Raw genomic sequence first — 21,123 nt, 5'->3', positions numbered from 1 at the left:
CAGTCCGGCCCTGTTTTTCATATGCTGGGAGTAGTGTCAGGGAAAACGGGGGTGCATGAAATGCTGAGCGGAGTGATGCTGATCATCGTGACGATGTTCGCGGTGCTGGGCGCGTATTATTTGTCGGACCTTCTGACGAACTGCCTGTTCCGCCGCAGAAAAGCGGCGGAAGCGTTGGTGGTGCTTCGGGCGGACACAAGCGAGCAGATGTGGGCCGGCGTGCTGGATGCACGCGCGGCTTTGCCGGACACCGCGGTGGTGGTGCTGTGCCCGCAGGAGGACGCTTTCACGCCGCCGGGAGCGGGAATGCGGGGTGTGGCCTTCGCTACGCCGGACACACTGGCGCAAGTGGTGCAGGCTCAGCTCAAGGTGCAGGAATAACGCACCGCGCAGCTCCGGCGTGAAGCAGAGAAGAGCGCGGTGCATCAAAGAAAACAAAGAGGAAAAAGAAATACCCGGGAAAAAGCCGGCAGCCGAAAAGCCGGATGCATTTGCGGAGCAAAGTACAAGCCACACGGCGAATGCCGCCCCGGGCCGTCTTGTACGGCGAACAGGGCCGGAAGCGCTGTCCGCAGGCAGCATGGCGGAGAAGCCCGGCTTTTTCGACAGGCGAAAGAATAAAAGGGAGACGCGCATGGCGCAGGAACAGGAATGGCAGACCCTTTCGGGCACAGTTGAAAATATCGTATACTGCAACGAGGAAAACGGCTACACGGTGCTGGAATTTTCCAGCGGGGGAGACCTTTACACCGCGGTGGGCGAGCTTTCGGATGTGAATGTGGGAGAAGACGTGACGCTGCACGGCCGCTTTGTCACACACCCCAGCTTCGGCGAACAATTCCGCGTGGAGGCGTGTGAGGTGCGCATGCCGGAAAGCGCAACGGCAATCCGGCGCTACCTTGCCAGCGGCGCGCTGCCGTACATCGGCAAAGCACTGGCAGGGCGTATCGTGGATGTTTTCGGCGCGGATGCGCTGGAGGTCATCGCCAGCGATCCCATGGCGCTGACGAAGATCAAGGGCATCACGCCGGAAAAGGCTCTGGCGGCTTCCAACGAATTCAAGCGTATCTTCGGCGTGCGGGAGGCCATCGGATATCTGGCGCGATATAACCTGCCGGCCTCCGCCGCTGTCGCGCTGTTCCGCCAGTACGGGCCTGATACGGTCGAGGTCGTCTCCCACAATCCGTACGTGCTGTGCGGGTATCCCGCTTATCAGGATTTCGGCGTGGCGGACGCCATTGCCCAGAGCATGAGCCTTGAGTATGACGCGCGGGAGCGCGTGTGCGCAGGGCTTTTGTTCGTGCTGCGCCACAATCTGCAGAACGGCCACGCCTGCCTGCCGCAGGACAAGCTGTGCGGCGCGGCCTCCGGTTTTTTGGGCGTGGAGCCGGAGACTGTGGCTTCCACGCTGGCCTTCATGCTGGAAAACAACGATTTATGCGCCGTGGAATACCGGGAAAAAGCATGGGTATACCTGCCTGAATATATGCGGGCGGAGCTTTCCGTGGCCCGCCACCTTCGCTGGCTGATCAAGTATCCCTGCGCCGGGGGCGAGCACGCGGAAAAGACCATCGCCCGCATCGAAGCGGCGCAGGGCATCACCTATGCGCCTTTGCAGCGGGAGGCAATCGCAGCGGCGCTTGGCGCCAATGCTCTGGTGCTCACAGGCGGACCGGGCACAGGTAAAACGACGGCCGTAAACGGCATGCTGGCCGCGTTTGAGCAGAATGGGGACCGTGTGGCCCTGGCCGCGCCTACAGGCCGTGCTGCGAAACGCCTGTCGGAGCTGACAGGCCGCAAGGCAAAGACCATCCATCGCCTTTTGGAGGTGGATTATACGAACAATGACACCGTGCGCTTTATCCACAACGAAAAAAACCTGCTGAAATGCGACGTTGTGGTGATTGACGAGATGAGCATGGTGGATGTGATGCTGTTTGAGAGCCTGCTGCTGGCGCTCAAGCCGCAATGCAAGATCATTATGGTGGGAGACGAGGACCAGCTGCCCAGCGTGGGCGCCGGCAACGTGCTGGGCGGCGTTATCGCATCCGGCGTAGTGCCTACGATCCGTCTGCGGGATATCTTCCGCCAGGCGGCCGAGAGCATGATCGTCTCCAACGCGCACCGCATCGTCACAGGACAGCTGCCCGGCAAGGGCTCGCGGGACAGTGATTTCTTCATGCTGGAATCCGACGGCGAAGCCTGCCAGCAGCTGGTGTGCGACCTTGTGTGCCGCCGCCTGCCTCAGAGCTATGGATTCGACCCGTTCGAAGACATTCAGGTGCTGTGTCCGTCTAAAATTGGCCCGCTGGGCACGGTTGCGCTGAACGCGGCGCTGCAGCAGCGGCTGAACCCGCCCGCACCGGGCCGCCCGCAGCTGAATATCCGCGACAAGATCCTGCGTGTGGGCGATAAGGTAATGCAGGTGCGCAACAATTACGACATTCCGTATACCCGGCCCGACGGCGGCGAGGAGGGCGCAGGCGCGTTTAACGGCGACATGGGCGTGATCGTCGATGTGGACGTGCGCGGCGGCAGTGTGACGGTGCGCAGCGAGGACAGGCTGCTGGTATACACCGCCGAGCATGTGCGGGAGCTGGAGCCGGCCTATGCCGTCACCATCCACAAAAGCCAGGGCAGCGAATTCCCGGCTGTCATCATTCCGGTGATGGACGTGCCGCCCAAGCTGTGCTACCGCAATCTTCTGTATACAGGCGTCACACGTGCAAAAACGCTTTGTATCCTTGCGGGCCATAGCGCGGAGGTGGCGCAGATGGTGCGCAGCGTGCGGAGGAACAAACGGTTTTCCTGTCTGGCCGATCTGATCCGGGACGAAACGCTGTGAACAGGGGGGATAGCTCTTTGAAAAAATCAAAGCGGCTGTTTGAGCTGTGCGGGGATATTCTGTTCCCGCGCCGCTGCCCTTTCTGCGATGCGGTTTTGGGCTTTTCCGGTCCATGTGCCGTATGCGGGCCGGCGCTGGCGTGCATACGCCGTCCTCTAAGGCAGCCGGTACCGAAGCAGGGGCACGCGCTGGAGCATCTGGATGCGGCGTATGCGCCGTATTTCTATGAGCCGCCTGTGCGGGACGCGGTTCTGCGGCTGAAATTTGAAAACCGCACCGATCTTGCACGCCCGTTGGCATTGCTGCAGGCAGAGGCGTTGAAAGCGGCGGGGTGTCTGGGGGATGTGGATGCATTGGTCCCGGTGCCTTCCGGCAGAGGGGAACGGCGGAGCCGCGGCTATGACGTGCCGTTGATGCTGGCGCGCGCGCTGGGCCGGGAGCTGGGGCTGCCTGTGATGCAGGCGCTTTGCAAAATACGGGAAACGCCCCGGCAGATGGCTCTTTCCGGTGGGGAGCGCCGGAAAAATTTGAAGAATGCATTTTCAGCCCGGCCGGATGCGCCGCTGGAGGGAAAGCGGATTTTGCTGGTGGATGATGTGCTCACCACCGGCTCCACGCTGAACGAATGTGCAAAAGCCCTGCGCGCGGCAGGCGCGGCGGAATGCCGGGGCGTATGCGCGGCGGCGACGCGCTGAGGCCGAAAAGGCAAAAAAGGTCGAGCGCGGGCCGGAGGCGGTGTGGTATCCTATGCCTGCCTGGCAGATGCGGGCCGCGGGCGAAGGTGCGCTTAAGGCGAAGCAAGCGTCTGGCGGCAGGACGGAAGCCTCGGTGTCGGGAGGGAACGGCATGACGCAGCAGATCGAAGCGGTACAGCGCATGCAGGATTATATCGAACAGAATCTGGCTGGGGAGATCACTCCGGCGGACCTGGCCCGGGCTGCGCTGTTTTCGCCTTGGTATGCGTACCGGCTGTTCCGGCGGTACACAGGGCTGACGCCGGCGGATTATATCCGTCGGCTGCGTCTGTCCCGCTCCGCATTGCGCCTGCGGGACGAAGGCTGCCGCATTACAGACGTGGCGTTCGAGCTGGGGTTCGGCAGCGTGGACGGTTATCAGCGGGCGTTTTTTCGCGCCTTCGGCTGCAACCCGGGCGAATACGCGGCAAAGCCTGTCCCGCTGTGCCTTTTTGTTCCCTACGGGGTAAGATACCGGGAATTGCGAAAGGAGCCGAAAAAAATGGAAAATGTGAAAACGGTGTTTGTACAGCGTGTGGAAAAGCCCGCGCGGAAGGTCATTTTGAAGCGCGGAGTAAAGGCGCGGGATTATTTCGCCTACTGTGAGGAGGTCGGCTGCGATGTTTGGGGCACGCTCACCAGTATGAAGTCCCTTTGCGGAGAGCCGGTGTGCCTGTGGCTGCCGCCGGAGCAGCGCGCTCCGGGCACGTCTGAATATGTACAGGGTGTGGAGGTTGCGATGGATTATGACGGACCCGTACCCGAGGGCTTCGATGTGATCCGCCTGCCGGCGGCGGAATATTTGATGTTTCGGGGTGAGCCGTTTGCAGAGGCGGATTATTGCGAGGCCATTGGGCAGGTGCGCGGCGCCATCGAGAAGTACGACCCCGCCTGTCTGGGCTATGTGTGGGACGGCGCGAACCCACGCATACAATTGGAGCCTGTGGGTGACCGGGGCTATATTGAGCTGCTGCCCGTGCGGCCCGCAGAGCGCTGAGCCATACCGGGAAAAATAAAAAAGCGCGTTTGACAAAATGTCAAACGCGCTTTTTTCATGCTCTGCACAGGCTCACTTGAACAGGTGGATGTCTCCGCTTTGGTTGAGCTGCACCAGGACCGTGGCGATGATGGGAAGGCCGAACAGCCCTACAAAACCGAACAGATAGGTGCCGACAAACATGCACACAAGCGTTACCAGCGGATACAGGCCGATCTGCTTGCCTACCACGCGCGGCTCCAGCATCTGGCGGACCACGGTGATGATGGCATATAAAATAAGAAGCCCGATGCCCAGCGGGAAGTTGCCCAGAATCAGCATGGCCGCCGCCCACGGGATGAGCACCGTGCCGGTGCCGAGCACAGGCAGGATGTCCACAATGGCGGTGAGCAGCGCGATGAGCAGGGCGTAGTCCACCCGCAACAGAGAAAAACCGATGAGAAGCTCCACAAAGGTGATGCTCAGCAAAATGGCGTAGGCCCGTCCGAATTTGAAAATAACGTCCACGCCCTTTTCTTTCACCTTGAACAGCATGTCCCGTGCTTTTTGGGGCAGCTGACGCGCCAGGAAAGAGGTGATGGCATAATAATCCGAAACGAAGAAAAACGACGCGACGATGGTGATGATGAACTTAACGAGGAACGACGGCACGGAACCGGCCACATTCGTTACCGCGCTCAGAGCGCCTGTGGAGATGGCGGTGACCATTGAGGACAGCGAGGACGACAGGCTGTTGCCGGCGCTTTCCACAAAATCCGTCAGCGTGGGGTTCAGGGCCATCACCCAGTTTTCCAGTGTGTCCTGCAGCGAATTCAGCGCCGGGGCCACAACCGTGTCGTACACCTGCGGCAGCGCGTAGAAAATATCGCGGCAGAAAATCACAAGCCGCGTACCCAGCACCGTAATGAGAGCGGCCGCCAGAACATAAAACGCAATGAGCAGCAAAACCGAAACGGGCTTGCGCCCAAGCTTTGTTTTTTGTGTCACCCAGTTGATAACGGGTTTCAGGATAAAGGCAATAAGAAACGCTACCAGAAAGGGCATCAGGAACGGCAGCGCATATTTCAGCACGGCATAGGCCAGCCCGAGGATGATGCAGTAAAACAGGACCCTGATGATAAAGGCCCGCATCTTTTCGATTTGCAAGCGCCCACCTCCATGTCCGGCTGCGCAGCGCGTGCCGGTGATTGGGCACCGTGAAAAATATACAGCACCCATAATGTTTTATTATACCCCTGTCCGTGCGGAAAATATAGGATATCCGCAAAAGTTTACGTTTTTTTCAAAAAGTGCGCAAAAAGCTCATGCAGCGGGAATATCCTCCACAAGTACCACGGCGGCTTCCCGTACCGCACCGCTGTGCAGGTACTGCACCGTCACCGTGTCCCCGGGCGAGTGCCCGGACAGAGCGGTCTTTACGTCGGTCATCGTTTCAATGGCAAGCCCGTCGATGGAGAGAAGGTAATCGCCGTTCGTCAGGCCCGTTTTGCCGCCGTTGTTCACATATACGCCCAGCCGTCCGGTGCCTGCGAAAATCGCAGAGCGGTAGGATGTCAGCTCCACCAGCTCCATGCCCAGCGACGGCCTGCCGCTGACATAGCCCTGGGTGATGAGCTGCTCGATGACGGGACGCGCTGTGTCGATGGGAATGGCGAAGCCAAGGCCCTCCACGTCCGAGCCGGAGGATTTGGAGTTCACCACGCCCACCAGACGCGCCTGCGCGTCGAACAGTCCGCCGCCGGAGTTGCCGGGGTTGACGGCTGCGTTGGTCTGCAGCAGCGTCATATGCTCTCCGTCAATGCTGATCACCCGGTCCTTGGCGCTGATGATACCGTCCGTTACCGTGCCGCCCAAACGGCCCAGCGGGTTACCGATAGCAACCACGGGCTGGCCCACCACAAGGTCTGCCGAGGTGCCCAGTGTGGCGGGAATGAGCCCCTGTGCCTGTACGCGGATAACAGCGAGGTCGGTCTTGGCGTCGGTGGCCACCAAAGCGGCATCCAGGGTGGTGCCGTCATGCAGGCGCACCGCAATGCTGTTTGCACCGCTGATAACGTGGTCGTTTGTGACGATATAGCCGTCGGCAGAGATGATCACACCGCTGCCTGCGCCTGTGGCAACATATTGGTTGAAATAGCTGCCGGTCTGCACGGATTCCGTTGTGATCTCAACCACGGAATCGCTGGCCGCCGCGGCAACACTGGCCGCATCCAGGCGCGCGCCCCCGGTCACGGACGCGTTTCCGGACGGCGCCTGATACACCACGACGTTCTGCGGTTCGGGCATGGTACGGCTGTTGGCGTATACAGTGCCGAAATAGGCCGCTGCGCCGCACAGAGCCACCAGCACAAGCCCGTACAAAAACGGGTGGCGCTTTCTCTGCCTTGCGGGGACCATGTCGATCACGGGCCCGCTGCCGCCCGGCGCAGCGAACGGCTCGTCCGCACGCCGGTTTCCCTGCGAATGATACCCCTGTCCGTCCGGCCCCTGCGGGCCGTAAGAATAAACGCTCATACTTCATCGCTCCTGTTGTGGATGGAGCGTGCTCCGCCATACCGGAGGTGAAAAGACGTGCCGCCCCAACGTATGCTATTATGATACCCGCTGCGCACAAAGAAGAAAAGAGACAAAAAGTAAATTTTGTCAAAACACGGACGCACAGGCAAACAAATGCGGCCGGAGACAGAAAACGCCGTGCAACGGGCAGAATGCCGCCGCACGGCGTTTGGAGTATAGGATTCAACCAACACGATACAGGTCCCGCCGTGCGGTGACGGTAAGCCCGCTGCTGTCGGTGACGGCGGCCACAAGCTCCGCCTCCCTCTGCGGTGCGGCGTAGACCTCTTCCGGGAAGGAAAGATAGTAGGTGATGCCGGAAAGGATCTCTTCCGCCTGTTCATCGGCGGTTCCGGCGCCGCCGGAGACAAGCTGAAAATCAGCCGAAAGATCCATCTCCTGCCGCTGTACCGCCTCGCCGTCGATCACCAGCTCGATCACCGCATGCGCGGGAACGGCGGAGTTCTCGCGGTAAGCGCGATTTACCGAAAGCTCAAAATCCCCGCCCAGCGTCATTCCGGCGGTACCGTCCGTCCTGCGCCCGGAGTGCTGTGCTTTAAAGTCTGTGGGCGTCACCGAAACCGTCGTCTGGTAGCCCGAGACAAAATCGTATTCCCGGAACAGTTCCTCCGTTTGGGCCTCCCCATCCAGCGTGAAGCTGACGGATACCGAAAAGTCCTGGTATTCCATTTCCAGGGGAACGGCCAACTCCGCACGAAACGCATTGCCCGCCAGCAGCGTCCCGGCGGCTGTCTGAGGCACACCGCTCTCCGGCGTAAGAGTGAACACGGCGGAAAGACCGTCGCGGTAGTTTTTGGGGGTGGCCGTAACCGTCAACGGTATGCGGCGTTCTGTGCCGGGGACACCGTAGTCCCAATCAAAACCAGCCACGATGCTGGCCTGCTGGCGCAGGCTCTCTTCTATGCTGGACTGGATGGATGAGATACGCATATCGATGCTGCCTTCGATGCCGGCCACGTTTGCGCCGATGTCGTCCACACGGCTGGAAAGCTCCCGCATGCGGCCCCCGTAATACACACCGAGGTACACCAGCGCCGCACCCACGCAGGCGAGCGCGGCGGCAAGGCCCGCAAGAAGGATGCGCTGGCGGTGGGCCGCATGGGCCTGCGCCGCATTTTGCGCGTCCAGCAGGGCTTTTACGCTTTCCAGCGCCACACCGTCCTGTCCGGCGGTATTTTCCGTTCCGGACTCTTTTCCTGTCAGCAGTTCGTCGCAGCTTACGCCCAGCGCGCGGGCCAGCTCCTGCAGATTATCCAGCCCGGGCAGAGAAGCGCCGCTCTCCCATTTGCCGATGGCCTGACGGGAGACGCCCACCTGTTCGGCCAAAGCCTCCTGGGAAAGGCCTGCCGCCCGGCGCAGCGCAAGAATGCGTTCGTTGATCGTCATAGTTGTGTCCTCCTGAGGAAAAGTGAGGCGGGAACAGGCCCGCCCTCCGATTTCATCCTAACAAAAGCGCGGGCGCGGGGCCACCAACTGGGTGTTCCATTTCGGCAACCGGCGGTTGCCATGACCTTATTGTAGCATGTTGAGACGAAGTTTGTCAGGTGATTTGAAAAAGAACGTATAAAGCCTGCCGGGGGATGTGGTATAATATGTCCGGTTGGTGAATGCGAGCCGCAGGCGAAGCATGAACTTAGCGGCATAGATACCATATTTCTTAGTGAACACGAGCGGTACGCGAAGTGTGAGCTTAGAAATATGGTATAATAATCCTCAAGCCCGCCGCTTGCGCGGCTGCGCATGTGCAAGGCACACGCCCCTGTGCTGGCGCACAGAGCTTTGAGGACATTGAACCATGTAAAGCCGCGGTTTGCGTGCGGAAACGGGGAGACGTTATGAGCAAAAACGGAAAGATCATCATCATCGGCGGCGGCGCGTCCGGCCTTGCAGCTGCGCTGGCGGCTGCAAAGGAGTGCGGAGGACGGTGCGTGACGGTTTTGGAACGCTTGGACCGTGTGGGGAAAAAGCTGCTGGCCACGGGCAACGGCCGCTGCAACCTGACGAACCGAAACGCCGCGCCGGAACATTATCACAGTGCGGATACGGCCCGTTTGGCGGATATATTGGAGCGAACCCCTCCGGACGCAGTGCTGGACTTTTTTGGGGAGATGGGCCTTTTGTGTGATACCCAGGCCGACGGAAGAGTATATCCCTACTGCTATCAGGCATCCATGGTGCTGGATGTACTGCGTGCGGCACTGGAGCGTGCAGGCGTGGATGTGGCGTGCAGCTGCGAGGTGGCGGAGGTGGAAAAAGGGCCCGGCGGTTTTTCGGTGCGTACGCGGGACGGCCGGGCCTTTTCGGCCGCGCGTGTGGTTTTGGCTGCAGGCGGTCAGGCCGGGCCGCAGTTCGGCACAGATGGTTCCGCTTTTGCTTTGGCGCGCATGCTGGGCCACAGTGTGGCGGAGCCGTATCCATGCCTTGTTCCGCTGCGGTGCGCAGGGTTTCCCGTCGGATTGAAAGGAGTGCGGGCCAACTGTGCGCTTTCGCTGTACCTGGATGGCCGGTGCGCCGGAACCGAACGGGGAGAAGTACAGTTCGCAGAATACGGCCTCTCCGGAATCCCGGCCATGCAGCTTTCGTGCCTGCTTGGCCCGGGCGTGAAGAAGGCGGGGACAAGCGTGGATTTTTTTCCGGAGATGGCGTTTCCTGTCCTGCGCGGGATGCTGGAGCAGCGCTGCGCGTCGGGCATGTTTGCTTCGCTGGAGACGCTTCTGCTGGGGCTCGTGGCCAAAAAGCTGGGGCATGCGATACTGAAAAGCTGCGGCCTGCAGCCGCTTTCGCGCGCGCCGGGCAGCCTTTCCCGCAGGGAAGTGAACGCTCTGGCCGGTGCGCTTAAAAACTGGCGCTTTGCCGTAGAGGGCACGCTGCCCTGGACGCAGGCGCAGGTGACGGGCGGCGGTGTGCCGCTGGCCGAGGTGAAGACGGAAGGCTGTGCCTCCCTCAGGTGCCCGGGCCTGTATCTTTCGGGCGAGGTGCTGGACGCGGCGGGGGACTGCGGAGGCTTTAACCTGCAATGGGCCTGGGCAACGGGAATCGCAGCAGGCCGGGCCGCGGCGCGGGGGCTGTAAAAAAACAAAACACACGGGGCTGACGGAAACAGCCCCGTGTGTTTTGTTTCGGTCATTGATTCGGTTTGCCCGTCATGCGGCTGCCGTCCGGCGCATCCAGTTCCAGCACAAGGCCGCTGAACGCGGGCAACGGAAATGTCAGCACGTGGCCTTCCCGGGCGGCCCGCGAGCGCACCGCAGGCGTTTCCTCCGGCAGAGCACCGCCAAAGCGCTTCCACTCCGTGTGCAGAAGCACCCGGGCACGGCAGGCGAAGGGCATGTGCAGGCGGTAACTGGGCGCGGGCGTATCGCCGAAATTGAATGCTGCGGCCACGGTGTGCGTGCCGCCTCTGCGCAGGAACGCATACAGGCAGGTCCCGTCGGCCTGGCAGTCCAGCCATTGAAAATGTGCGGGATCATACTCGCCCTGCCAAAAGGCGTCGTTGGAAAGATACAGGCGGTTCAGCTCTTCCGTAAAATGGCGGAACGCATCGTGGATGGGGTATTGCAGCAGCATCCAATCCAGTTCCCGGGCTTCGTCCCATTCGCGCATGTGACCAAGCTCGCTGCCCATAAAGTTCAGCTTTTTACCCGGATGCGCCATCATATACAGGTACAGCGCCCGCGCCTGCGGAAATTTTTGTTCGTAATCCCCGTACATTTTCTGCACGATGGCTGCTTTGCCGTGGACCACCTCGTCGTGGGAAAGAGGGAGAAGATACTGTTCCTGCGGAAAGTACGCCATGGAAAACGTCAGCTTGTGGTACTGTGCCCGGCGCTCCTCCGGCGTTTTTTTGAAGTAGTCCAGCGTGTCGTTCATCCAGCCCAGGTCCCACTTGTAGTCGAAGCCCAGCCCGCCGTATTCCACAGGAGCAGTCACCTTGGGGAAATTGGTGGAATCCTCTGCGATGAGCATCGCTGTGGGATGCAGACGCCGCAGGCCGGCATTCATTGTCTGCAAAAATGAAACGGCATTCCCGTTCACACCGCGGGCGGGGTCGCCCTGCCAGTAGATCATGCGGCTGATGGCGTCCATGCGCAGGCCGTCGAAGTGGAACTCCTCCAGCCAGTAGTGTGCGGCAGACTGCAAAAAGCTGCACACCTCTCCGCGGGAGTGCATGAAATTACAGCTGCCCCATTCGCTGACGCCCACATCCGAATGGGGATATTCATACAGAGCTGTGCCGTCATAATTGGCCAGTGCGTATGCATCCAGTGCAAAATGCACGGGTACGAAATCCAGAAGCACGCCTATGCCCGCGGCGTGGCATTTGTCGATGAGCTCCTTGAGCTGGTCGGGCGTGCCGTAGCGGCTCGTGGGCGCGAAAAAGCCGGTGTTCTGGTACCCCCAGGAGCAGTCCGCCGGGTGCTCGCTCAGGGGCATGAATTCAATATAGTTATAGCCGTTTTCTTTTACGTGGGCAATCAGCTTGTCCGCGATTTCATCATAGCGGTACCATCCGTTTTCGCGGGCCTCGTCTTTTTTCCAGGAGCCGAAATGCATCTCATAAATATTGACGGGCGCATCGAAAGCGCGGCTGCGCGCCGCCATCCAGGCTTCGTCTGTGAAACGGTACCCGCCCAAAGGCCAGAGCGCGGAGGCGCTGCCCGGACGAAGTTCCATCCAAAAGCCATAGGGGTCGCAATGGTCCGCCTCACCGCCCGCAGCGGGACGGATTTTGTATTTATACAGCATGCCGGGCTTTGCGCCCTGTATACGGCAGGAAAATATGCCGCCCTGTCCCTCCCGGGCCATGGGCATACCCTGCCAGCCGTTGAATTCTCCAATCAACTCCACAGCCTGTGCGCCGGGCGCATAGGTGCGGAAGGTTACGAAGTCTCCCTCAAAATGCGCGCCGAAAAAACGGTGCGCGTCGAATGTACGGCCGGTGTAAAAATCGTGCAGGTCCATTTCTGGCGGCCTCCCCATGATGCTTTTTTGTTCTTTCATTATAGGCGGTGAAGGAACGGGAAGTCAATCGACAATGCAGGGAGGTTGTCGGGTATAAGGCGCGTCAAATAAAAAGTTCGTAAACGCCCAGCGCCACAATGAGCGCCGCCGAGCATACTCCCGCATACCTGCCCAGATGCCCGCCGCCGAACCGCCTGCCCACAGCGGCGCCGCCCGCAAGAAGTATCAGGCTGCACACGAACGTGCATGCTGTTGTTTTGACAATGGAAAGCCCTGTGATGCGCGCACCCACGCCAAACCCCATATTGTTCACCATCAGTGCGGCGGCAAGAGCGGCACTTTCCCGCAGGCCCAGCCGCGTTCCATAGGCGTCCGCAGGCGGCTGTTCCGGCGCTCCCATTCCGCCCTGCGCCTCGCGGTACAGCATCCACAGGCCCATCAAGACCAGCAGCATGCAGCCCAATGCATTTGCCGTGTCCGGCGGGATCAGCCGTGCCAGCCCTCCGCCCAGCAGCATTGCGGCCGCTGTACCGAGGCTGGTAAGGCATGCGATGAGAAGGTTGCCGCCCGCTCCGATGCGCATACCACGCAGCCCGTAAGCAATGCCGATGGGGAAATTATCAATATTGGCTGAAAGCGCGAAAAGACACGCAGAAATCCACTGTGCCATGCATAACGCCTCCATTCCGGGAAAAAGCCCCTGTCATCAGTATATGGCCGGGCCGGGATTTGGTGCGCGGTGGGAGGCAGGAAGCTTAGGCATGTGGTATAATAACCTCAAACCCGCCGCTGTCGCGGCCGTGCGCGTGCTTTGCACGCGCGGATGCGCTTTCGCGCATGGGTTTGAGAACATTGAACCATGCAAAACCGCAGCGGGTGCGGTTTTGTTGAGGCCGCTTCGCGGCGTCATGGTATAATAACCTCAAAGCTGCCGCTTGCGCAGCCGCGCGTGTGCAAGGCACACGCCCCTGTGCCGGCGCACAGGGCTTTGAGAACATTGAACCATGCAAAACCGAAGCAGGTGCGGTTTTGGTGAGGCCGCTTCGCGGCAGAAGGAAGGGAAAGACGGAATGATCATCAGCGCGAGCCGCCGCACGGATATTCCAGCGTACTACGGACAGTGGATGATGGCGCGCCTGAGGGCGGGAGAGGTGCTTGTGCCGAACCCGTATAACGCGTCGCGTATCAGCCGCGTGGCCCTTTCGCCGGGCAATGTGGACTGCATCGTTTTTTGGACGAAAAACGCCGCGCCCATGCTGCCGCTGCTGGATGAGCTCGACGCGCTTGGATACAAATACTATTTTGAATATACAGTAACGGGCTACGGCTCCGCACTGGAGCCGGGCCTGCCTGAAAAAGCGCGCACGGTGGATACGTTTCTTCGTCTGTCCGAGCGCCTCGGCCCGGAGGGCGTGGACTGGCGGTTCGACCCGGTGCTTCTTACTTCCTCCATCACTCCCGCGTGGCAGTTAGAGCGTTTCGGTGCGCTGTGCCGTGCGCTGCACGGAGCCACCCGGCGGTGTGTTTTCAGCTTTGCGGACCCATATCCGGGCATTCGTCCGTCCATCGCCCCGTTGGAGGAAACGCAGATGCGCTTGCTGGCGAAAGGATTTGCAGACATTGCGGGAGAGTATGGGCTGCCTCTGTACACCTGTGCCGAGGCTGTGGAGCTTTCCGAATACGGCATCCGGCACGCGGCGTGCATCGACAGCGCGAAAGTGGAACGTATCGCAGGGTATCCCATCCGGGTAGAAAGGGATCCCGGCCAGCGCCCGGCCTGCGGCTGTGCGGCGTCCGTGGATATCGGCGTATACAATACCTGTCCCAACGGCTGCACCTACTGTTATGCCACCACACGCCCGGCGCTGCTGCGGCGCGCCCGCGCCGTCCATGCACCGGACGCGCCGATGCTCACCGGATGGCCGCGGGGAGGCGAACAGATCACAGACCGCACGGGCCCTTCGCTGCGTGCGGAACAGACGTCGTTGTTTGACAACCTTTAAAAGTCAAAAAGGAAGGAGACCCGGAGATGGGTCTCCTTCCTTTGAGGGGGCCGCCAAAGCCGCAGCCCTATGAGAATACCAAACGCTTTGTACGGCGCTGCCGCTCATTGTTTTCCTCGGTTCTCCTTTCCGGCGCACAAGGGGGAAGCTTGAGCGCTTCGCACACAAATCACCCCTTTTGTGCTGCAAGGTGTTTGCCCGGCCGGCGTAGGTCCGGGCGGGCAAACGATTTTTATTCTTTTTCAAGTGGACAGACAGCTTGCCGAAAAAGCTGCGCTTTTGCGCCGGGCTGCCGGCGAACAGGGCTTTCGGCCCGTTCGCCGCACACGGCGGCCCTCGGCGGTCGTTTCGCTCTACACGCCTCGGCACTGGCCCTGCGGGGCATCGCGGGGTTATTTCAAATGAAAAAGGGGCGTCTGCGCGCTAAGAGCCGCGCTTTCAGCGCGGTGGTCCGCAAGGGAGGCTTTGCGCCGCTCCGATACGCGCCTGCGGGCGCGGTCGCCACCCCCTTTTTTGCGGCATTCGCCGCGTGGCCTGCACTTTGCTGCTCAAAGATGCATGGCTTTGCCACCGCCAGCTTTTTTCCCGGACGTTCCTTTTCCTTCTTTGCCTTTTTCGACCGTCTGAAAAATCATTTCTTTTCAACCGCCACCCAGATTTCGCAGGTGTAGTTGGGGTCGTCCACATCTGCCGAGGGATACGCCTCAAAATCCGTTCCGCCGCAGGGCTGATATTCACTGGCCGGGAAAAATTCGCTGCATACCTTTTGGTAAAGGTTTTGAAGGGCCTCCGGCATTCGCCCGGTGCAGGGAAATACAACATAAGTGTGGGCCGGAATGTCTTCTACGGTCAATCCCGCATCCGTGACGGGTGCTCCGTTGTAAGGCGCGCCGATGGCGTAGGGGAATTCCGCATCCGCGGCATCCCGCCCGAAACTGGCACCCACGATTCGGTCGCCAAAGATATTGGGTTCCGGGATATAGCGGCACAGCGCCTCAATGGTTCCGTCGGTGGTGCATTCGCGCCAAAATGGGGAGATCACCGCCTCCGTCAATTCGGCCCGGCTGGGAATTTGCTTTTTTCGGCAGATGAGCCGGAAGGCTTCCACTGTTTCGATTCTGTAATCCATTGTGCTTCCTCCATCCAAAGTAAGTTTCACGGAAAGAGGGGAAAAAGCTTTGAGCGCCGCGCCATGCTTTGCCTGTGAGGGAGGCACGCCGTGAAAGCGGGTAAAGGCACGGCTGAAACTCTCCGGCGTATCATAGCCATATTTCAAAGCCGCGTCGATTACCCGAATGTCCGACGATGCAAGTTCGCTGCCGGCCAGAGTGAGCCGCCGCATTCGAATATAGTCTCCCAGCGTAAAGCCGCACAGGATGCTGAACACCCGCTGAAAATGAAAGCTGGACGAGTAGGCCTGCTTCGCTGCTTCTTCATAGTCAACGGATTCCATCAAATGGGCTTCCACGTAGTCCAGCGCCCGCTGTATCCCGGTGATCCAATTCATTGCGCCATCCCTTTCCGCGTGATTCCATGATAAAGGAATCCGCGCTCCCGTTCCTGACATTCTGTGCTGTCCGCTGTCACGCGGAGGGGGAGCGGCGGAAGAATTTTATTTCAGCCAGCCGCAGCGGGCCATGTCTACGCGGCCGTCCGGCAGGAAAACCACGCCTTCTTCCTCCAGCAGTGCGCGCTGTATGCCCTCGCCGCCAAAGGCAAGGCCGCCGCACAGGCCGCCGTCTTTAAATACCACGCGGTGGCACGGGATGCCGCCCGGCTCGGGGCTGCGGTGCATCGCGAAGCCGACGCCCCGCGCGCCGCGCGGATTCCCGGCAAGAAACGCCACCTGCCCGTAAGAGGCCACGCAGCCCCGTGGGATCTGCCGTACGACCTCATAAATGCGTTTTGTGAATTCAGACGCCATGCTCCCCGCTCCCTTTCTGCCCCGCGCGCGCCACGCGCACCTGGACCTCCGTCAAATACTCGTCCACCCGCGCGGTGTCGTGGGCGTCGATGTGGTAAAGTTCCATCACAGGCCCGTCCTGCCGCAGGCCCTGTGCGGCCAGACGGGGCCACAGCGCGGCGCATACGTCCGCAAGCTGGCTGTACGGACCGCGGTAAAAAACGCTGGCGTAAGCGCCCGCGGGCAGCGCGCCGTCCGCTTCCCGCTTGCGGCAGCCCAGGTAGAACACGCTGCAAAAATGGTTGTAGATCCCCCGGGCGCGCTGCGATTCGTCCAGCACCGCGCCCATGCACTGGGTACCCAGCGCACGAATGACCTCCTCGTGGCGGTGGGCAAGTTTTTTCAGTGCGAAGTCGATCTCGCGCTCCAGAATAACATCCTCCTGCAATTGCAGACAGGGACGTTCCGGCAGCTCCAGCAGGCGCAGCAGGCCCGGTTCCTGCCCGTCATACCGCTCCAAACGCGCCCGGCGCGCATCCACGGCGGCACGCGCGTCCCGCAGGGCGGCAATGCGCGCCCGGATGGCAGCGTCCTGCTCGTCCAGCATGTCCAGTGTGGAGGCCACTGTACGTTCCCCGAAATAACGGCGCATGTGCTCCACGGGCATGTCCAGCTCCCGCAGGGCGCGGATTACGTTCAGGTTACAGATATCGTCGATGCTGTACAGGCGGTAACCCGCCTCGCTGCGATGGGGATGCAGCAGGCCCTGTTCCTCATAATAACGCAGCGTGTCCGTGCAAAGGCCGTACAGCCGCGCCACCTCGGTGATCTTGTAATATTCCTTCATCCAATTCCTCCCGGCGGTGTAAAAGGCTTTGTAAAAAGTATACCGTCCATGGGCGGAGAATACAAGCGAAAAAGATGCTTGACCTTAGGACGATACGAGGGTTTATAATGGCTTTGCAAACATTGGAAGGAGATTTGATACCCATGAGACCCGCAAAGGAAACCCTGACACGCTATGCTGTGCTGCTGCTGGGAGCGGCCATCCTCAGCTTCGGCTTGTTCAATGTCCACAGCCAGAGCGGCGTTACCGAGGGCGGTGTGCTGGGCACCACGCTGCTGCTGCATCACTGGTTCGGCATTTCGCCGGGCGTTAGTGAATTTGTCATTGACGTCATCTGCTACGCGCTTGGCTTTCGTTTTTTGGGCAAGGCGTTTTTCAAATATGCCATCGCGGCGAGCGCGGGCTTCGCCTGCTTTTATATGCTGTGGGAGCGTGTCGGCCCGGTTTTGCCAGACCTTTCCGGCCAACCGCTGATTGCCGCGCTGCTGGGCGGAGTGTTCGTGGGCGTTGGCGTGGGCCTTGTTGTACGTGCGGGCGGCGCGTCCGGCGGCGACGATGTGCTGGCGCTGCTGCTGAACAAGTTTACGAAGCTGACGCTCTCCAAATCCTATTTTATGACAGACGCCATTGTGCTGGCGCTGTCGCTGACGTACATTCCGGCAGGGCGCATCGTATTCTCATTCATTACGGTGACGCTGTCCTCGTTCCTCATCGAGCGCATCCAGCGTATCGGCGCGCCGTGCGCGGCGGCGGAGCAGGGAGCATAGGGCGAAAAACAAAAAACGGGCGCGGCCTTTTGACCGCGTCCATTTTTGGCTGAGGACAATGGTGCGTCAACCCTGCCGACGCCGCTCCAGTGCGCGCAAATGGGATTTCTGCTCTGCATTGACCTGATGAGATTCACAAATTTTCCGGATGGTCCTGCGGTAAGTAAATTCGTCCAGCCGCGCGGCTTGCAGCCAGGGCAGCGTCTCGTCGGGAAATGCGGCATAGCACATGGAGGCAGCCCATGCAACAGCCATTTTTACATAGTATTCGTCGCTGTGTACTTCCTCCAGCAGAGCAAGCACGCGGGGCAGATGCTGCGCGTCGATGTAATAAAACAGCAGCATCACCACGGCGAAACGCACGGCAAAGGGGCGGGGGTCCTCAAAATAAGGCTGCAAAAATTCCCACACCGGCTCCGGATGCGTGCGGGCCAGCTTCAGTCCGCTGCAAAAGCTGTCGCACACCGACCAATTATCTATTTTCGGCACGAAAGCAGCGGTGCGGGCCAGAACCTCCTGCGGCGGCGCGCAGATAGCACCAATGACCATTCCCTGCAGCATGACTTCTTCAAACGAGCCGTCCCCTGCGGTATCCAGATAGGCGGCCCAATCCCCCTTGGCAATGCGGCGCGCAAGGCGGCGCAGCAGGGGAAGGCGCACGCCCAGCACGTTTTCCGTGCCGGGCAAAAGCCTGCGGGAAAAAACGGCGTATTCCGGTTCGGCCAGGCGGACAAGTTCAGCCTTTATGTCGATCTCCACACAAATCACCCCTGTCCATTCTACCAAAATCCGGCGGGATATGCTACAATATGTGCAGAGACGCGCCACACGGGTGCGTGACAGAAGCACACAGCGCCGGGCCGCGCAGGGCGACGGCGGAAAGGACGATGGAATGCTGAAGATCGGGAGCCATATTTCTTCCTCCAAGGGCTATGCCGCCATGGGACGGCAGGCGCGCAAATTGGGAGCGAACACATTTGCATTTTTCACGCGCAACCCACGGGGCGGAAGCGTAAAAGCGCTGGATGAGGCTGATGTGGCGGAATTTTTGGACAAAGCGGCGGAAAACGGCGTGGAAGGCCCCATCGTGGCCCATGCGCCTTATACGATGAACGCCTGTGCGGCGGACCCGGGCCTGCGGGAATTTGCGCAGAACATGATGCGGGACGATCTTGCGCGCCTGGAGCATACGCCCGGCAACTACTACAATTTTCATCCGGGCAGCCATGTACAGCAGGGCGTGCAGACGGGCGTGGCGCTCATTACGGCACAGCTCAACAGCGTGCTGCTGCCCGGGCAGCGCACCATGGTGCTGCTGGAGACCATGGCGGGCAAGGGCAGCGAGGTAGGGCGCACCTTTGAGGAGCTGCGTTCAATTCTGGACGGCGTTGCGCTTGACGAAAAAATGGGCGTGTGTCTGGACACCTGCCATGTGTGGGACGGCGGCTACGACATTGTCAACGATCTGGACGGCGTTCTGACACAGTTTGACAAAACGGTGGGGCTTTCCCGCCTGCGTGCGGTGCACATCAACGACAGTATGAATCCGCTGGGCGCGCATAAGGACAGACATGCAAAGATCGGCGAGGGACACATCGGCTTCGAGGCTTTCCGGCGCATCATCAACCATCCCGCGCTGCGTGAACTGCCTTTTATTTTAGAGACGCCAAACGACGACGCCGGTTGGGCGCGGGAAATCGCCATGCTGCGCGAAGCGTACGAGGGATAGACGTTATGGCAAAAAGCAGAGGCCGCTTTTTCAAGCGGCCTCTGCTTTTTGCGGAAGATGATTCACCTGTGCTTGAGCGGCCGGAGCAGATCATGGTAGATCTTGTGGACTTCCTCCGTAAAAACATTAAAAACGACCAGGAGCCCGGGAGAGGCATTTAAATATTCTTTTACGGTTTTGACTGCGATTTCCGCTGCTTCCCGGCGGGGAAAATGAAATTCTCCGGTAGAGATGCAGCAAAATGCGATGGAGCGCAGCCCGTGCTTTTCCGCCAGCGCAAGACAGGAACGGTAACAGGACGCCAGTAAATCGCGGTCCTTCTGCGAGGGGGCTCCCGCCACAGCCGGCCCGACCGTATGCAGGACATAACGGCAAGGCAGGTTGTAAGCCCTTGTTATTTTCGCCTGTCCGGCAGGCTCCGGGCGGCCCTGCGCTTTTATTATGGAAGCGCAGGCGAGCCGAAGCTGAACACCGGAAAACGTATGGATCGCATTGTCAATGCATTGGTGGCAGGGGTGATAACAGCCTGTCAGCCCGCTGTTTGCGGCGTTCACGATCCCATCAGTCTGCAGGGTGGTGATATCGCCCCGCCACAGGTACAGGCCTTTCTGCATCGGCGTCAGCGAATGAAAGGCGGTGACTCCCTTGCAGGCGGTTATTTTTTGCAGCAAGCTGTCCTGCAGCGCTAAGAAATCCCCGCCGGCCGGCCTCGGTGCCCGTACATTGACGAGCGAGCGGAACAGCCGCCACTGTGCTTCCGCATCCGGCGGGAAAGCGGCTGCCTGTGCCAGGTACTGGGGCGATTCGGCCAGAAGCATTTTATTCAATTGCAATAGGCTTTCCAGTTCATTCATAGGACTCCTCCGGCGCGAGAAGCGCCTGCAGCAGTATGCCCGCGTCGCCGTCGATGCAGATGGACTGCCGTTGGATCGCCCCGGGGCAAACAGCCTGCCCGCTGTTCAAACAGGCATATACTGCGTTTGGATTTTGCGCGGTCATCTGCCAAAAAGGATATTTGATGATGCCCGGGGTGTTGTATCCGACGCCGATCTCCCAAAGGAGAATGTGCATGCCATCGTGGCGGTGCAGAAAATCCGCATACCGGCCAGCGGCTTTCCGCCAGCCTTCGTCTTCGGCAAAACGGTCGTCCGAACGCAGGTTCACCGCCATGGGCTTTCCGCATTTCGGGCACCGTGGGATCAGCGCGGTGGGGATGCGCATGTTTTTTTGTTCTTCCACCATGCGCAGGATAAGGGCCCGGTTATCATAGGTCTGCCGGTGACACGGCTCGCAGCACTGGAGCAAACCGTAATCGCCCTGTGTGTAAAACAGCCGTTTTTTATCAAAACCCGCTTTCTGAAAACAGTGGTCCACATTGGTCGTGAGTACAAAATAATCTTTTTCGGATATGAGCCGGTACAGCGAATCGTAAACGGGCCTTGGGGCATTTTCATAACGGTTGACCTGGATATACCGGCTCCAGTACGCCCAGTGCTCTTCCAGAGTGGGATAAGCATAAAAGCCGCCGGAATACATATCATGAAAACCGTACTTTGCTTCAAAATCACTGAAATACCGGTGAAAGCGTTCCCCGGAATATGTAAATCCCGCAGAGGCGGAAAGCCCCGCACCCGCACCGATGAGAACGGCGTCGGCCGTTTCAAGCGCCTGCTTCAGCCGTTCCGTTTTCGAAAAAACGTCTTTTTCTGTCCGGGTACGTGCCCTAAGCATTGTCTCTGCCTTCCTTCCGCGCCGGAGC

General features: G+C 60.0%; 19 protein-coding genes. 8 read left to right on the top strand and 11 right to left on the bottom strand.

All coding sequences use genetic code 11. The features are described from left to right. The first annotated feature begins 60 nt into the window (after window positions 1-60). From IIY41_RS03980 to IIY41_RS03965, 4 genes are all read left to right on the top strand, one after another. Window positions 61-381: a hypothetical protein gene (locus IIY41_RS03980; protein WP_050004464.1), complete on the top strand. Its 321-nt coding sequence runs from the start codon at window positions 61-63 to the stop codon at window positions 379-381. A gap of 253 nt (window positions 382-634) precedes the next feature. Beyond that, complete coding sequence (recD2, locus tag IIY41_RS03975) at window positions 635-2,845, top strand: SF1B family DNA helicase RecD2 (protein WP_050004562.1); 2,211 nt, start codon at window positions 635-637, stop codon at window positions 2,843-2,845. Window positions 2,846-2,862: 17 nt separating this feature from the next. Then, the gene (locus IIY41_RS03970; protein ID WP_058723900.1) at window positions 2,863-3,540 is read left to right on the top strand and encodes a ComF family protein; all 678 of its coding nucleotides are present in this window, start codon (window positions 2,863-2,865) and stop codon (window positions 3,538-3,540) included. Window positions 3,541-3,691: 151 nt separating this feature from the next. Beyond that, entirely contained in the window at window positions 3,692-4,576 is an 885-nt protein-coding gene (locus tag IIY41_RS03965) for a helix-turn-helix domain-containing protein (RefSeq protein ID WP_287399817.1), read from the top strand. 72 nt (window positions 4,577-4,648) lie between these two features. Here IIY41_RS03965 and ytvI read toward each other — a convergent pair whose 3' ends face one another. The 3 genes from ytvI to IIY41_RS03950 form a co-directional block, all read right to left on the bottom strand. Further along, window positions 4,649-5,722 carry a sporulation integral membrane protein YtvI gene (gene ytvI, locus IIY41_RS03960; protein WP_009326059.1) on the bottom strand — a complete coding sequence of 358 codons (1,074 nt, stop codon included), beginning with the start codon at window positions 5,720-5,722 and terminating at the stop codon, window positions 4,649-4,651. Window positions 5,723-5,878: 156 nt separating this feature from the next. Next, on the bottom strand, window positions 5,879-7,090 hold the full coding sequence (locus IIY41_RS03955) for a S1C family serine protease (protein ID WP_009326058.1): 1,212 nt from the start codon (window positions 7,088-7,090) through the stop codon (window positions 5,879-5,881). Window positions 7,091-7,315: 225 nt separating this feature from the next. After that, complete coding sequence (locus IIY41_RS03950; protein WP_287399815.1) at window positions 7,316-8,539, bottom strand: helix-turn-helix domain-containing protein; 1,224 nt, start codon at window positions 8,537-8,539, stop codon at window positions 7,316-7,318. A gap of 449 nt (window positions 8,540-8,988) precedes the next feature. Between IIY41_RS03950 and IIY41_RS03945 the strand changes: the two genes are divergently transcribed. After that, window positions 8,989-10,224, top strand: a complete 1,236-nt coding sequence (locus IIY41_RS03945) for a BaiN/RdsA family NAD(P)/FAD-dependent oxidoreductase (protein ID WP_009326056.1) — start codon at window positions 8,989-8,991, stop codon at window positions 10,222-10,224. Between the two features lie 52 nt (window positions 10,225-10,276). Here the strand turns inward: IIY41_RS03945 and glgB are convergent, their stop codons facing one another. Then, a complete protein-coding gene (gene glgB, locus IIY41_RS03940; protein ID WP_287399812.1) occupies window positions 10,277-12,115 on the bottom strand; it encodes a 1,4-alpha-glucan branching protein GlgB in 1,839 nt (612 codons plus the stop codon). Between the two features lie 103 nt (window positions 12,116-12,218). Beyond that, window positions 12,219-12,785, bottom strand: a complete 567-nt coding sequence (locus IIY41_RS03935; protein WP_058724044.1) for an MntP/YtaF family protein — start codon at window positions 12,783-12,785, stop codon at window positions 12,219-12,221. 400 nt (window positions 12,786-13,185) lie between these two features. Between IIY41_RS03935 and IIY41_RS03930 the strand changes: the two genes are divergently transcribed. Then, window positions 13,186-14,118 carry a DUF1848 domain-containing protein gene (locus IIY41_RS03930; protein WP_287399810.1) on the top strand — a complete coding sequence of 311 codons (933 nt, stop codon included), beginning with the start codon at window positions 13,186-13,188 and terminating at the stop codon, window positions 14,116-14,118. A 631-nt stretch (window positions 14,119-14,749) separates the two neighbouring features. Here IIY41_RS03930 and IIY41_RS03925 read toward each other — a convergent pair. The 3 genes from IIY41_RS03925 to IIY41_RS03915 form a co-directional block, all read right to left on the bottom strand. Beyond that, window positions 14,750-15,625: an AraC family transcriptional regulator gene (locus tag IIY41_RS03925; protein ID WP_050004443.1), complete on the bottom strand. Its 876-nt coding sequence runs from the start codon at window positions 15,623-15,625 to the stop codon at window positions 14,750-14,752. Window positions 15,626-15,730: 105 nt separating this feature from the next. Then, window positions 15,731-16,042 carry an MGMT family protein gene (locus IIY41_RS03920; protein ID WP_117472325.1) on the bottom strand — a complete coding sequence of 104 codons (312 nt, stop codon included), beginning with the start codon at window positions 16,040-16,042 and terminating at the stop codon, window positions 15,731-15,733. Then, window positions 16,032-16,868 (bottom strand): MerR family transcriptional regulator, encoded by an 837-nt coding sequence (locus IIY41_RS03915; RefSeq protein ID WP_278886339.1) that lies wholly within the window; start codon window positions 16,866-16,868, stop codon window positions 16,032-16,034. Before IIY41_RS03915 ends, IIY41_RS03920 begins: the two co-directional genes overlap by 11 nt. 143 nt (window positions 16,869-17,011) lie before the next feature. Between IIY41_RS03915 and IIY41_RS03910 the strand changes: the two genes are divergently transcribed. Next, window positions 17,012-17,635: a DUF6198 family protein gene (locus tag IIY41_RS03910; RefSeq protein ID WP_009326046.1), complete on the top strand. Its 624-nt coding sequence runs from the start codon at window positions 17,012-17,014 to the stop codon at window positions 17,633-17,635. A 66-nt stretch (window positions 17,636-17,701) separates the two neighbouring features. Here IIY41_RS03910 and IIY41_RS03905 read toward each other — a convergent pair whose 3' ends face one another. Then, window positions 17,702-18,394 carry a DNA alkylation repair protein gene (locus tag IIY41_RS03905; RefSeq protein ID WP_050004441.1) on the bottom strand — a complete coding sequence of 231 codons (693 nt, stop codon included), beginning with the start codon at window positions 18,392-18,394 and terminating at the stop codon, window positions 17,702-17,704. 133 nt (window positions 18,395-18,527) lie between these two features. On the opposite strand from IIY41_RS03905, the gene IIY41_RS03900 reads away from it, so the two are divergent. Further along, window positions 18,528-19,364, top strand: a complete 837-nt coding sequence (locus tag IIY41_RS03900) for a deoxyribonuclease IV (RefSeq protein ID WP_058723484.1) — start codon at window positions 18,528-18,530, stop codon at window positions 19,362-19,364. A gap of 62 nt (window positions 19,365-19,426) precedes the next feature. Here IIY41_RS03900 and IIY41_RS03895 read toward each other — a convergent pair whose 3' ends face one another. Next, on the bottom strand, window positions 19,427-20,218 hold the full coding sequence (locus IIY41_RS03895; RefSeq protein ID WP_287399805.1) for a protein-ADP-ribose hydrolase: 792 nt from the start codon (window positions 20,216-20,218) through the stop codon (window positions 19,427-19,429). Continuing rightward, window positions 20,211-21,095, bottom strand: a complete 885-nt coding sequence (locus IIY41_RS03890; protein ID WP_287399803.1) for an SIR2 family NAD-dependent protein deacylase — start codon at window positions 21,093-21,095, stop codon at window positions 20,211-20,213. The genes IIY41_RS03895 and IIY41_RS03890 overlap by 8 nt, the downstream gene beginning before the upstream one ends. Window positions 21,096-21,123: the final 28 nt, after the last annotated feature.

Source organism: Ruthenibacterium sp., from assembly GCF_017421385.1.
Taxonomy (GTDB): Bacteria; Bacillota; Clostridia; order Oscillospirales; family Ruminococcaceae; genus Ruthenibacterium; species Ruthenibacterium lactatiformans.
The sequence above is the reverse complement of the archived record's forward strand: the minus strand, read 5'-3'. Positions and strand labels throughout refer to the sequence as shown.